Raw genomic sequence first — 14,113 nt, forward strand, 5'->3', positions numbered from 1 at the left:
GCATGTTCGGAGCCCGGTGCGACCTGATGAGCTGCTCAATATTTCGACAAAAAACAGGTTGCACCCGGTTGCACCTCTATCGGCTCGCAGCTAATCTTGCCGCCAGCTGATGCCACGCCATACGTGGTAAACATGAGGATAAAAATATGGCTACCACCACCCTTGGGGTCAAACTCGACGACCCGACCCGCGAACGCCTGAAGGCGGCCGCAACTTCGATTGATCGCACGCCGCACTGGCTGATCAAGCAGGCAATTTTCAATTACCTGGAAAAACTCGAGGGTGGTGCAACCCTGACCGAGCTGAACGGTTCGACCCGCGTCGACAGCGATGATGCCGGTGAAGTCCAGCCCGACCACGCTCACCAGTGCTTCCTGGAGTTCGCCGAAAGCATTCTGCCGCAATCGGTCCTGCGCGCCTCCATTACCGCCGCCTACCGCCGCCCTGAGCCGGAAGTGGTGCCGATGCTGATCGAGCAGGCCCGACTGCCGGCCGAAATGGCCGAAGCCACCAACAAGCTCGCGGCGTCGATCGCGGAAAAACTGCGTAACCAGAAGAGCGCCGGCGGCCGTGCCGGTATTGTCCAGGGCCTGCTGCAGGAATTTTCCCTGTCGTCCCAGGAAGGCGTAGCGCTGATGTGCCTGGCGGAGGCGCTGCTGCGCATCCCGGACAAAGGCACCCGCGACGCACTGATTCGCGACAAGATCAGCACCGGCAATTGGCAGCCGCACCTGGGCAACAGCCCGTCGCTGTTCGTCAACGCCGCCACGTGGGGCCTGCTGCTGACCGGCAAGTTGGTCGCCACTCATAATGAAGCCGGCCTGACTTCGTCGCTGAGCCGCATCATTGGCAAGAGCGGCGAGCCGATGATCCGCAAGGGCGTCGACATGGCCATGCGCCTGATGGGCGAGCAGTTCGTCACCGGCGAAACCATCGCCGAAGCCCTGGCCAACGCCAGCAAATTCGAAGCCAAGGGCTTCCGTTATTCCTACGACATGCTCGGTGAAGCCGCGCTCACCGAACATGACGCCCAGAAGTACCTGGCCTCGTACGAACAAGCCATCCATTCGATCGGCAAAGCCTCTCACGGTCGTGGGATTTACGAAGGCCCGGGCATTTCCATCAAGCTTTCGGCCCTGCACCCGCGTTACAGCCGCGCCCAGTACGAACGCGTCATGGACGAACTGTACCCGCGCCTGCTGTCGCTGACCCTGCTCGCCAAGCAATACGACATCGGCCTGAACATCGACGCCGAAGAGGCCGACCGCCTCGAACTGTCCCTGGACTTGCTCGAGCGCCTGTGCTTCGAGCCGCAGCTGACCGGCTGGAACGGCATCGGCTTCGTGATCCAGGCCTACCAGAAGCGTTGCCCGTACGTCATCGACTATGTGATCGACCTCGCTCGTCGCAGCCGTCACCGCCTGATGATCCGCCTGGTGAAAGGCGCCTACTGGGACAGCGAGATCAAGCGCGCCCAGGTCGAAGGCCTGGAAGGCTATCCGGTGTACACCCGCAAGGTGTACACCGACGTTTCCTACATCGCCTGCGCCCGCAAGCTGCTGTCGGTGCCGGAAGTCATCTATCCGCAATTCGCCACGCACAACGCCCACACTTTGTCGGCGATTTACCACATCGCCGGTCAGAACTATTACCCGGGGCAGTATGAATTCCAGTGCCTGCACGGCATGGGCGAACCGCTGTACGAACAGGTTGTAGGCAAGGTTTCCGAAGGCAAGCTGAACCGTCCGTGCCGTGTGTACGCGCCTGTCGGCACCCACGAAACGCTGCTGGCCTACCTGGTGCGTCGCTTGCTGGAAAACGGCGCGAACACTTCGTTCGTCAACCGCATCGCCGACCAGTCGATTTCCATCCAGGAACTGGTGGCCGATCCGGTGGCGAGCATCGAGCAGATGGCGACGCTGGAAGGCGGTTTCGGCCTGCCGCACCCGCGTATTCCGTTGCCACGCGATTTGTACGGCAGCGAACGCGCCAACTCCAGCGGCATCGACCTGGCCAACGAACATCGCCTGGCCTCGTTGTCCTGCGCTTTGCTGGCCACCGCCCACAACGACTGGAAAGCTGCGCCGATGCTCGGCTGCGCCGCCAGTGAAGAAGCCCCGGCACCGGTGCTGAACCCGGCCGATCACCGTGACGTGGTGGGCCACGTGCAGGAGGCTACCGTCGCCGATGTCGACAACGCCATCCAGTGCGCCCTCAACGCCGCGCCGATCTGGCAGGCCACGCCACCGGCCGAACGCGCCGCGATCCTGGAGCGCGCCGCCGACCTGATGGAAGGTGAGATCCAGCCGCTGATGGGCCTGCTGGCCCGCGAAGCCGGCAAGACCTTCGCCAACGCCATCGCCGAGGTGCGCGAGGCCGTGGATTTCCTGCGCTACTACGCGGTGCAGGCGCGCAACGATTTCACCAACGATGCCCATCGTCCATTGGGCCCGGTGGTCTGCATCAGCCCGTGGAACTTCCCGCTGGCGATTTTCAGCGGCCAGGTCGCCGCCGCACTGGCCGCCGGCAACCCGGTACTGGCCAAGCCCGCCGAGCAGACGCCTCTGGTGGCTGCCCAGGCAGTGCGCCTGATGCTTGAAGCCGGCATTCCGGAAGGCGTCCTGCAATTGCTGCCGGGCCGTGGCGAAACCGTTGGTGCACGCCTGGTGGGTGACGATCGGGTCAAAGGCGTGATGTTCACCGGTTCAACCGAAGTCGCGCGCCTGTTGCAACGCAATATCGCCGGACGCCTGGACAACCAGGGCCGGCCGATCCCGCTGATCGCCGAAACCGGCGGCCAGAACGCGATGATCGTCGACTCTTCGGCCCTGACTGAACAAGTGGTCATCGACGTGGTGTCCTCGGCTTTCGACAGCGCCGGCCAGCGTTGCTCGGCCCTGCGTGTGCTGTGCCTGCAGGAAGATTCCGCCGACCGCGTCATCGAAATGCTCAAGGGCGCCATGGCCGAATCGCGCCTCGGCAACCCCGAGCGCCTGTCGGTGGACATCGGCCCGGTGATCGACGCCGAAGCCAAGGCCGGTATCGAGAAACACATCCAGGCCATGCGCGACAAAGGTCGCACCGTGTATCAGATGGCAATCGCCGACAGCGACGAGTGCAAGCGCGGCACCTTCGTGATGCCGACCCTGATCGAGCTGGAAAGCTTCGACGAGCTGCAACGCGAGATCTTCGGCCCGGTGCTGCACGTGGTGCGCTACAAGCGCAAGGAGCTGGACCAGTTGATCGGTCAGATCAACGCCTCCGGCTACGGCCTGACCCTGGGCGTGCACACGCGTATCGATGAAACCATCGCCAAGGTGATCGACAACGTCCATGCCGGTAACGTCTATGTAAACCGCAACATCGTCGGTGCCGTGGTCGGCGTGCAGCCGTTCGGCGGCGAAGGCCTGTCGGGCACCGGTCCGAAGGCCGGCGGCCCGCTGTACCTGTACCGCTTGTTGTCGACTCGTCCTACCGATGCGATCCAGCAGTCCTTCGTACGGGGCGATGCTCTGTCGGCACCGGACCTGCGCTTGCGCGACGCCATGAGCAAACCGCTGACCGCCCTGCAAGCCTGGGCCGACAGCCACAAGCTCGCCGAACTGAGCGCCCTGTGCGTGCAGTTTGCGGCCCAGTCGCAAAGCGGCATCACCCGCCAGCTGACCGGCCCGACCGGCGAACGCAACAGCTACGCCATCCTGCCCCGCGAGCACGTGTTGTGCCTGGCAGACGTGGAAGGCGACCTGCTGACGCAGCTGGCGGCCGTATTGGCCGTAGGCGGCTCGGCCGTGTGGCCGGAAACCGACACCAGCAAGGCGTTGTTCGCACGCTTGCCGAAGGACATTCAGGCGCGTATCCAGCGGGTTGCCGATTGGACCAAGGACGACGTGTTGTTCGACGCAGTCCTGCACCACGGCGACTCTGACCAGTTGCGCGGCGTGTGCCAGCAAGTGGCCAAGCGCGCCGGGGCGATCGTCGGGGTGCATGGCTTGTCCCAGGGCGAAACCAATATCGCCCTGGAACGCCTGGTGATCGAACGCGCGCTGAGCGTCAACACCGCCGCGGCGGGTGGTAACGCCAGTCTGATGACGATCGGCTAAAACGCTGTAGGCCAGGCACCCGCAATAGGTGCCTGGCAATCGAAACCCAATGTGGGAGCGAGCCTGCTCGCGAAGATGGCGTATCAGTCGAGCTCAATGTTGCTGACTCACCGCTTTCGCGAGCAGGCTCGCTCCCACATTTTGATTAGTGTCGCCCCCGCCTCTGCATCACTGTCATCAATCATCCTGTTCAGCCTTTATCAGCACGCCTAGACTCGGCCCATTCCAAGAAAAGGTAGGCCGCCATGTCCGAGACGCTGCTCAGTTCCCGCAATCTGGCTTTCGAGCTGTATGAAGTCCTTGATGCCGAAGGCCTGACCCAGCGCGAACGGTTTGCCGAGCACAATCGCGAAACCTTCGACGCAGCCATCGGTACGGCCCGCAGCATCGCCGAAAAATATTTCGCGCCGCACAACCGCAAGAACGACGAAAACGAACCGCGCTATGAAAATGGCCAGGCCATCCTGATCCCGGAAGTGAAACCTGCGGTGGATGCGTTCCTGGAGGCGGGCTTTCTCAACGCCGCCCGCAGCTTCGACGCCGGCGGCATGCAACTGCCGACGCTGCTGTCCCAGGCGTGCTTCGCGCATTTCCAGTCGGCCAATGCTGCTTCGACTTCTTACCCGTTCCTGACCATGGGCGCGGCGAACCTGATCGAAAGCTTCGGTAGCGACGAGCAGAAGCAGCGCTTCCTGCAACCGATGATCGACGGCCGCTTCTTTGGCACCATGGCCCTGACCGAACCACACGCGGGTTCTTCGCTGGCGGATATTCGTACGCGCGCGGAACCGGCGTCCGACGGCACTTATCGACTCAAGGGCAACAAGATCTTCATTTCCGGTGGCGACCATCCGCTGTCGGAAAACATCGTGCACATGGTCCTGGCCAAACTGCCGGACGCGCCGCCGGGCGTGAAGGGCATTTCGCTGTTTATCGTGCCCAAGTTCCTGGTGAACGAAGATGGCAGCCTGGGCAAGCGCAACGACGTGCTGCTGGCCGGGCTGTTTCACAAGATGGGCTGGCGCGGCACTACGTCCACGGCGCTGAACTTCGGTGATAACGGTGAGTGTGTCGGTTACCTCGTCGGCAAACCGCACCACGGTCTGAGTTACATGTTCCAGATGATGAATGAGGCGCGGATCGGCGTCGGCATGGGCGCCGTCATGCTGGGCTACGCCGGTTACCTGTATTCCCTTGAATACGCCCGCGAACGCCCTCAGGGCCGGGTACCCGACAGCAAGGATCCAGGCACCGCGCCCGTGCCGATCATCCAGCACGCCGACGTACGTCGCATGCTGTTGACCCAGAAAGCCTATGTGGAAGGTTCGTTCGACCTGGGCCTGTACGCGGCGCGGCTGTTCGACGACACCACTACGCTTGAGAGCGAAGCCGAGCGCCGCCGCGCCCATGAGTTGCTGGACCTGCTGACGCCTATCGTCAAATCATGGCCATCGGAGTTCTGCCTGAAGGCCAACGAACTGGCGATCCAGATTCTCGGCGGCCATGGTTACACCCGTGAATATCCGGTGGAGCAGTATTACCGCGACAACCGCCTGAACCCGATCCATGAAGGCACCCATGGCATCCAGTCCCTGGATCTGCTGGGACGCAAACTGGCGCAGAACGGCGGCGCCGGTCTCAAGCAACTGATCCGCCTGGTGGCCGACACCGGCGAACGCGCCCAGGCATACGATTCGTTGACGTCCCTGCGCCAGCCGCTGGAAGCCCTGGTGGCGCGCCTGCAATCGGTCACCCTCGGACTGCTGACGGACCTCGCCCAGGGCAAGGTCAACAGCAGCCTGGCCAATTCGGCGCTGTACCTGAAGGTGTTTGGCCATATGGTGATTGGCTGGCGCTGGCTGGAACAGGCGATTCGTGCCGAGGAAGGGCTGGCCAGGGGCAATGCGGCGGATGTGGATTTCTACAGCGGCAAGCTGCAAGCGGCGCGCTACTTCCTGACCTGGGAGGTTCCAGGTTGCCAGCATGAGCTGGCGATTCTCGAGGCGCGGGATGATACGTGCCTGGGGATGCGGGAGGAGTGGTTTTGAGCCGGAGCTTGCTGCGCGGCTGAAATCCATTCGCGAGCAGGCTCGCTCCCACAGGGGCTCAAGTGAACGCAACATCTGCGTTCACTATAGATCTACTGTGGGAGCGAGCCTGCTCGCGAAAGCGGTCTGTCAGTTAAAGCTGAATCGCCTGATCCGACGCTTTCGCGAGCAGGCTCGCTCCCACACAGGCACCACAGCCAACATTCGCTAAAGGTTCAAGCCTGCTGGATCGTCTTGGCAATAACCTCGACCGTGGCGCTGACCTGCTCCTCGTAGCGGTCGAGCTCCGCGCGGTGCTGCTTTTGCATTTCAATCTGTTGCGAACACAGATTCATGGCCGCCAGCACCAGCAGGCGGTCGCCGATCAACGTCGGGAATTTACGCTTGGTATCGGCCAGGGCCGCCTTGAGCATCGAAGCGGCGTCCAGCAGCGCCTGCTCCTGCCCGGCCGGCGCCTTGATCGAGTATTCCTCTCCGAGAATCGAGACGACCGTCACCCCATCGGCACCCTGCTTCATGCGCCGACCGTTGCGGTGCTGGCGCGCTCGATCAGGGCCTGGATCCGTGCGGCGGTGGTGCCGTGCAATTCTTCCTGTTCCATCAGGTTCAGCTGCAGGCTTTCGTTTTCATCCTTGGCCTTGGCCAGTTCGGCGCTCAGGCTTTCATTCAGGCCGGTCAGGTGGCGGTTCTGTTGCACCAGGTCGTTGACCAGTTGCTCCAGCTGGCTGAGGGATGTTTCCAACATATTGAATTCCAGGCTTTTCAAGGGGGCGCGTACGATAAAGAAAACTCACCGTCGGCGCCACGACTCAGAAGGCAGCGGTATCCCGCTCGCGAGCTGTAAAGACTGTGATGGGGAAATCTGGTTCCGACCCTTCGTCGCGCCAACCCCGATGGCGTGCGACAAAAGCACGCAGCGCCCTCAAGACTTCAATCGCCAGACCGATAATTCAGGGAAACCAGTCACAGCTCCGCACGGACGCGCTTTTTCACGGTAACTTCCATGTCCCTACGTAATATGAACATCGCGCCGCGGGCGTTCCTGGGGTTTGCCCTGATCGGCGCCCTGATGCTGGCCTTGGGCGTATTTGCCTTGAGCCAGATGAGCAAGATCCGCGTCTCGGGCGAAACCATCGTCCAGAACAGCGTCCCGAGCATCAAGGCCCTCGACGAGTTCACCCAGCTCACCCTGCGCCTTCGCGTCCTGTCCTATCGCCTGCTGACCAACCGTGAACCGGACGTCCAGCAGAAAACCTATGAGCTGTTCGAACAACGCAATCAGCAGATCCGCGAGGCGCAGACCGCATACGAAAAGCTCATCAGCGCCCCGGATGAACGCGCCGCTTATGAGCAATACGTACAGTTGCTGAATCAGTACCGCCAGCTCGAAGAGCGGATGAAGACCCTGTCGCGCAACAACCAGCTCGATCAATTGCAAGCGCTGCTCAACACTGAATTGCTGAGCAACTCCGACGCGATCAACGCGGCGGTCACCCGTTTGATGGAAATCAATAATCGCCAAGCCGAAATGCTCAACCAGGGTGCTGCCCAACAGTACTCAACGGCTTTCACCTGGGTCGTCACCTTGCTGGTCGTCGCCACCGGCCTGACCCTGCTGTTCGCCTGGCTGTTGACCAACAGCATCACCAAGCCAATCGCCAACGCGCTGGATGCCGCCGAAGAAATTGCCAAGGGCAACCTGACCCGGCCGATCGTCGTGGATGGCAGCGACGAAGCCGGCCGTTTGTTGCGAGCAATGGCGACCATGCAGGAGAAACTGCGCGACACGCTGCAGCGGATCTCCGGCTCGGCCACCCAACTGGCCTCCGCCGCCGAAGAGCTCAACAGCGTCACCGACGAAAGTGCCCGTGGCCTGACCCAGCAGAACAACGAAATCGAGCAGGCCGCCACGGCGGTCAACGAGATGACCAGCGCCGTGGAAGAAGTGGCCCGCAACGCGGTCAGCACTTCCGAAGCGTCGAAGAACGCCACCACTTCGGCGGGTGACGGTCGTGACCTGGTGCAAGAGACCGTCAGCGCCATCGAACGCATGAGCGCCGACGTGCAGAGCACCGCGACGCTGATCGGCAACCTGGCCGATGAGTCCCGCGATATCGGCAAAGTGCTCGATGTGATCCGTGGCCTGGCCGACCAGACCAACCTGCTGGCACTGAACGCCGCCATTGAAGCGGCCCGTGCCGGTGAAGCCGGTCGTGGTTTTGCGGTGGTAGCCGATGAAGTACGCGCCCTCGCCCACCGCACCCAACAGTCGACCAGCGAGATCGAGCGCATGATCGGCAGCATCCAGAGCGGCACCGAACAGGCCGTGGATTCGATGCGCAACAGTACCGAGCGCGCCGAGTCGACATTGAACATCGCCCGCGGCGCCGGGATGTCCCTGGACACCATCAACACCGCCATCGTCGAGATCAACGAACGCAACCTGGTGATCGCCAGCGCCGCCGAGGAGCAGGCCCAGGTGGCCCGTGAAGTCGACCGCAACCTGGTGAACATCCGCGACCTGTCGGTGCAATCGGCCACCGGCGCCAACCAGACCACCGCCGCCAGCGCCGAACTGTCGCGCCTGGCCGTGGACCTGAACAGCATGGTCGGGCGGTTCAGCCTCTGACCGCCTGTGGGTCGCTCACCGACTGTGAGCGACCCTCGCCACGGTGTTTCCCTCTCTGGATCCGGTGCACATACGTCGATCCCAACCTTTTTTGACAGCATCACATTTCAACAGGTTAGAATCGCTGGCACGCAGACTGCATGGTCAGTTTGCGCCTGCCCCCTCAAGATTCCGGAGTACTGCCTTTGACTGCGACGACCATCAACAGCCTGTTCTTGATCGGCGCGTTGCTGGTGAGTGCGAGCATTCTGGTCAGTTCTCTTTCGTCGCGCCTGGGCATCCCGATCCTGGTGATCATCCTCGCCGTGGGCATGGTGGCCGGCGTGGACGGTGCCGGTATTCTTTTTGATAACTACGCCACGGCCTACCTGGTCGGCAACCTCGCGCTGGCGGTGATTCTGCTCGACGGCGGCTTGCGCACGCGGGTCTCAAGCTTTCGCGTGGCATTGTGGCCGGCGTTGTCGCTGGCCACCGTCGGCGTGCTGATCACCACCGGGCTGACCGGCCTGGCGGCGGCGTGGCTATTCGACCTGAACCTGATCCAGGGCCTGCTGATCGGTGCGATCGTCGGCTCCACCGACGCTGCGGCGGTGTTTTCGCTGTTGGGCGGCAAAGGCCTCAACGAACGGGTCAGCGCCACTCTGGAAATCGAGTCCGGCAGCAACGACCCGATGGCGGTGTTCCTCACCGTTACCCTGATCGGCATGCTCGCCAGCGGCGAAACCGGCCTGCAGTGGAGCCTGTTGGGGCACCTGGTGCGCGAGTTCGGTATCGGCGCCGTGATCGGCCTGGGTGGCGGCTGGCTGATGCTGCAACTGGTCAACCGCATCAACCTCGCCAACGGCCTCTACCCGATCCTGGTGATCAGCGGCGGCCTGGCCGTGTTTGCCCTGACCAACGCCCTGCATGGCAGCGGCTTCCTGGCCGTGTACCTGTGCGGCCTGGTAATCGGCAACCGCCCGATACGCAGTCGCCACGGCATCCTGCATATGCTCGATGGCATGGCCTGGCTGGCGCAGATCGGCATGTTCCTTGTGTTGGGCCTGCTGGTGACGCCCCATGACCTGCTGCCGATCGCCCTTCCCGCCCTGGGCCTGGCCCTGTGGATGATCCTGTTCGCGCGCCCGCTGTCGGTCATGGTCGGGCTGTTGCCGTTCAAGGCTTTCCACGGTCGCGAGAAGGTGTTCATTTCCTGGGTCGGCCTGCGTGGCGCGGTACCGATCATCCTCGCGGTGTTCCCGCTGATGGCCGGTTTGCCTCACGCACAGCTCTATTTCAACCTGGCATTCTTTATCGTGCTGGTGTCGCTGCTGGTGCAAGGCACGAGCCTGCCGTGGGTCGCCAAGCTTCTGCACGTGACCGTCCCGCCAGAACCTCTGCCGATTTCCCGGGCAGCGCTGGAGGTTCACGTCACCAGCGAGTGGGAGCTGTTCATCTATCGCCTCGGTGCGGAAAAGTGGTGCATCGGCTCGCCGCTTCGGGATCTGAAAATGCCTGACGGAACCCGTATTGCGGCCCTGTTTCGTGGCCAGCAACTGCTCCATCCGTCGGGTAGTACGGTCCTGGAAGTCGGTGATCTGCTGTGTGTAATCGGCCATGAACACGACCTGCCAGCCCTGGGAAAACTGTTCAGCCAGGCGCCGCAACGGGGCCTCGATCTGCGCTTTTTCGGCGACTTCGTACTCGAAGGAGACGCCCAGCTGGCCGCGGTCGCGGCGCTGTACGGGTTGCAACTCGACGGCATCGATCCGGACATGTCCCTGGGCCGCTTCATTGCCCAGAAAGTCGGGGGGGCTCCGGTGGTCGGCGACCAGGTGGAGTGGAACAGTACCCTATGGACGGTCGCGGCCATGGACGGGAACAAGATCGGCAAAGTGGGCGTCAGATTCCCCGAAGGAAGTCGCCCGGGCCCCGGCTTGTTCCTCTAAACTGCTCCCACTCTCACTTGCTTGACCGGTCTTTATGCCTACCCTGCGCTCCTTTTTCGCCATCGCCCTGCTCGGCCTGAGTCTTTCCATCTGCACGGTGCACGCCGCCGAACCGCCTACCAGCGCCTCGGTCCAGGCCAGCCTGGACAAGATCGCCGACCGCAAACTGCCGGAGGCCGACCAGAAAGCCTTGCAGGCCGTGTTGCAGAACACCCTGACCCAGCTCAGCAACAAGGCCGACTACGAACAGAAGCTGCAAGCCCTCAAGCAGCAACTGGCCAACGCCCCCAAGCAGAACATCGAGAACCAGCGCGAGCTGGCGCGGCTCAAGGGCACCAATGTGGTGCCGGTGGCGCAGCGCTACGCTAACCTGCCCATCCCTCAGCTCGAACAGATGCTGACGGAGCGCTCCACCCAGCAGAGCGACCTGCAAAAGGCCCTGGCCGACGCCAACAGCCTGGTGATCACCGCCCAGACCCGCCCCGAGCGCGCCCAGGCGGAAATCTCCGCCAGCCAGACCCGCATCCAGCAGATCAACACCATCCTCAAGGCCGGCCGCGACGCCGGCAAGGCCCTCAGCGCCGAACAGCGCGACCAGCTCAACGCTGAACTGGCGGCCCTCAATGCGCTGATTCCATTGCGCCGCCAGGAGCTGGCCGGCAACAGCCAGCTGCAAGACCTGGGCAACAGCCAGCATGATTTGCTGTCGGAAAAGATCGACCGCATGGAGCGAGAGATCCAGGATTTGCAGAACCTGATCAACCAGAAGCGCCTGGCCCAGTCCCAGGAAACAGTGACCCAGCAATCCATCGAAGCGCAGAAGGCCGGCGGCAGCAGCCTGCTGGCGACCGAAAGTTCGGCCAACCTGAAGCTCTCCGATTACCTGCTCAAGAGCACCGATCGGCTCAACGAGGTCACCCAGCAGAACCTGCAAACCAAGCAGTTGCTCGATAGCGTCACCCAGACCGACGCCGCCCTGGATGAGCAGATCAGCGTGCTCAAGGGCAGCCTGCTGCTCTCCAAGATTCTCTACAAGCAGCGCCAGACCCTGCCACACCTGAAACTGGACCAGAACCTCGCCGACCAGATCGCCGACATCCGCCTGTACCAGTTCGAGGTCAGCCAGCAACGCGAGCTGTTGAACAATCCCGGCGCCTATGTCGACAGCCTGCTGGCGTCCCAGCCGTCGGAGCAGGTCACGCCGCAACTGCGCAAGACGCTGCTGGAGCTGGCCCTGACCCGGGTCGACCTGTTGGAACGGCTGAACCGTGAGTTGAGCGCGGTGCTCAACGAATCCATCACCTTGCAGCTCAACCAGAAGCAGCTGCTCAGTACCGCCCAGAACCTACGGGCAACGCTCGAAGAACAGATGTTCTGGATTCCCAGCAACAAACCGCTGGATTTCGAATGGATGCGTGGCGTGCCGGCCCGCCTGGAGAAGCAGGTCGACTCACTGCCCTGGGCGTCGAGCCTCAGTGAGCTGGCCGACGGCCTGACCCAGCGGCCGCTGCTGTTCCTGCCCCTGGCACTGCTGATCGGTGCGCTGCTGTGGCGACGCAAGAATCTTTATGCGCGCTTGAACAAGGTTCACCAGGATGTCGGCCACTTCAAGCGCGACAGCCAGTGGCACACCCCACAGGCGATCCTGATCAACATTCTGCTGGCGATGCCGGTGGCCCTGGCACTGGCGCTGTGTGGCTATGCCTTGCAGATCGACGCCCGCGGGCAGAACACCAACCTCGGCGCCGCGCTACTGCAGATCGGCCAAGCCTGGCTGGTGTTCTATACCGCCTATCGAATCCTCTCTCCCGGCGGCGTCGCCGAGCTGCATTTCCGCTGGGAAAAACCCCAGGTGGAATTCCTCCAGGCCTGGATCCGTCGACTTGGCCTGGTGGTGCTGGCCCTGGTGGCGGTGGTTGCCGTGGCGGAGTTGCAGCCGTCGGCCCTGGCCGACGACGTACTCGGCATGCCGGTGGTGTTGACCTGCTACGCCTCGATGGCCTGGCTGCTCAGCCGACTGCTGCTCAGCAGCCCGACGCACACTAACGCCTCGCTGTTTCGCAAGGCCGTCGGCGTGCTGTTCACCGCGCTGCCGATCGCCTTGTTCGTCGCTGTCTGCTTCGGCTACTACTACACCGCGCTGAAACTCAGCGATCGCTTGATCAATACCTTGTACCTGCTCATGTTCTGGCTGGTGATCGAAGCCACCTTCGTGCGCGGCCTGTCGGTCGCGGCCCGGCGACTGGCCTATCAGCGCGCCCTGGCCAAGCGCCAGGCGGCCAAGGAGGTCGGCGACGGTGAAACGGTGGTCGAGGAGCCGACCCTGGACATCGAGAAGGTCAACGAACAGTCCCTGCGCCTGATCCGCCTGGCCCTGCTGGGCGGTTTCATGGCCGCGCTGTACTGGGTCTGGTCGGACCTGATCAGCGTGTTCTCCTACCTGGACAACATCACCCTCTACGAATACACCAGCGGCACCGGCGTGAACATGAGCATGGTGCCCATCAGCATCGGCGACATGCTTGGCGCGCTGATCATCATCGGTATCACCTTCGCCCTGGCGCGCAACCTGCCTGGCCTGCTGGAAGTGTTCGTGCTGTCGAAGCTGAACCTGGCCCAGGGCAGCGCCTACGCCACCACCACGCTGCTGTCCTATGTCATCGCCGGCGTCGGTTTTGTCACCACGTTGTCCACACTGGGCGTGAGCTGGGACAAGCTGCAATGGCTGGTGGCCGCGCTGTCGGTGGGCCTGGGCTTCGGCATGCAGGAGATCTTCGCCAACTTCATCTCCGGCATCATGATCCTGTTCGAGCGTCCGGTACGGATCGGCGACACCATCACCATCGGCAACCTGTCGGGCACGGTCAGCAAGATCCGCATTCGCGCGACCACCATCACCGACTTCGATCGCAAGGACATCATCGTCCCGAACAAGACCTTCATCACCGGGCAACTGATCAACTGGTCGCTGACCGACACCGTGACCCGGGTAACCCTGAAACTCGGCGTGGACTACGGCTCGGACCTGGATCGGGTTCGCGAACTGCTGCTCAAGGCTGCCCGCGACAACCCGCGTGTGTTGAAGGAGCCGGAGCCGATCGTGTACTTCCTGAACTTCGGCGAAAGCACCCTGGACCACGAGCTGCGCATGCACGTGCGCGACCTCGGCGACCGCAACCCGGTGCTGGACGAGATCAACCGGTTCATCAACCGGGAATTCAAGAAGGAACATATCAACATCTCGTTCCGTCAGATGGAGATCTATCTGAAGAACCTGCAAGGCCAGGAATACAAACTGGTGCCCGCCGAGCCCGACCACAAGACCCTCGGGCCTGTGCCCTCGACCGTAGCCAGCATCAAGCCCGTTCCCGAGCCACCGCAACAGACACTCGACTGATCGCGGGATGC

The 14,113-nt window shown here is 62.7% G+C and carries 6 protein-coding genes and 2 pseudogenes; 6 read left to right on the forward strand and 2 right to left on the reverse strand.

Annotated elements, in window-relative coordinates; all coding sequences use genetic code 11:
• Nucleotides 1-146: 146 nt before the first annotated feature.
• A complete protein-coding gene (putA, locus tag J3P96_RS25545; RefSeq protein ID WP_434653891.1) occupies nt 147-4,100 on the forward strand; it encodes a trifunctional transcriptional regulator/proline dehydrogenase/L-glutamate gamma-semialdehyde dehydrogenase in 3,954 nt (1,317 codons plus the stop codon).
• Between the two features lie 245 nt (nt 4,101-4,345).
• A complete protein-coding gene (locus J3P96_RS25550) occupies nt 4,346-6,148 on the forward strand; it encodes an acyl-CoA dehydrogenase (RefSeq protein WP_434653892.1) in 1,803 nt (600 codons plus the stop codon).
• A gap of 215 nt (nt 6,149-6,363) precedes the next feature.
• On the opposite strand, the gene J3P96_RS25555 is transcribed toward J3P96_RS25550, so the two are convergent.
• Together J3P96_RS25555 and J3P96_RS25560 are read right to left on the reverse strand one after the other, a co-directional pair.
• Nucleotides 6,364-6,666, reverse strand: coding sequence for a cell division protein ZapA (locus J3P96_RS25555; protein ID WP_305497292.1), 303 nt, complete (start codon nt 6,664-6,666; stop codon nt 6,364-6,366).
• The gene (locus J3P96_RS25560; RefSeq protein ID WP_305497293.1) at nt 6,663-6,893 is read right to left on the reverse strand and encodes a hypothetical protein; all 231 of its coding nucleotides are present in this window, start codon (nt 6,891-6,893) and stop codon (nt 6,663-6,665) included. Before J3P96_RS25560 ends, J3P96_RS25555 begins: the two co-directional genes overlap by 4 nt.
• A gap of 324 nt (nt 6,894-7,217) precedes the next feature.
• Here J3P96_RS25560 and J3P96_RS25565 point away from each other — a divergent pair.
• From J3P96_RS25565 to mscK, 4 genes and pseudogenes are all read left to right on the forward strand, one after another.
• Nucleotides 7,218-7,874, forward strand: a pseudogene (locus J3P96_RS25565) (MCP four helix bundle domain-containing protein); the annotation flags it as partial.
• Between the two features lie 303 nt (nt 7,875-8,177).
• Nucleotides 8,178-8,777 (forward strand): annotated as a pseudogene (locus tag J3P96_RS25570) (methyl-accepting chemotaxis protein); the annotation flags it as partial.
• Nucleotides 8,778-8,962: 185 nt separating this feature from the next.
• Nucleotides 8,963-10,705, forward strand: coding sequence for a potassium/proton antiporter (locus J3P96_RS25575; RefSeq protein WP_305497295.1), 1,743 nt, complete (start codon nt 8,963-8,965; stop codon nt 10,703-10,705).
• A 34-nt stretch (nt 10,706-10,739) separates the two neighbouring features.
• A complete protein-coding gene (gene mscK, locus J3P96_RS25580; protein ID WP_434602609.1) occupies nt 10,740-14,102 on the forward strand; it encodes a mechanosensitive channel MscK in 3,363 nt (1,120 codons plus the stop codon).
• Nucleotides 14,103-14,113 lie beyond the last annotated feature (11 nt).

It is taken from the genome of Pseudomonas sp. R3-56, assembly GCF_051132075.1.
GTDB lineage: Bacteria > Pseudomonadota > Gammaproteobacteria > Pseudomonadales > Pseudomonadaceae > Aquipseudomonas.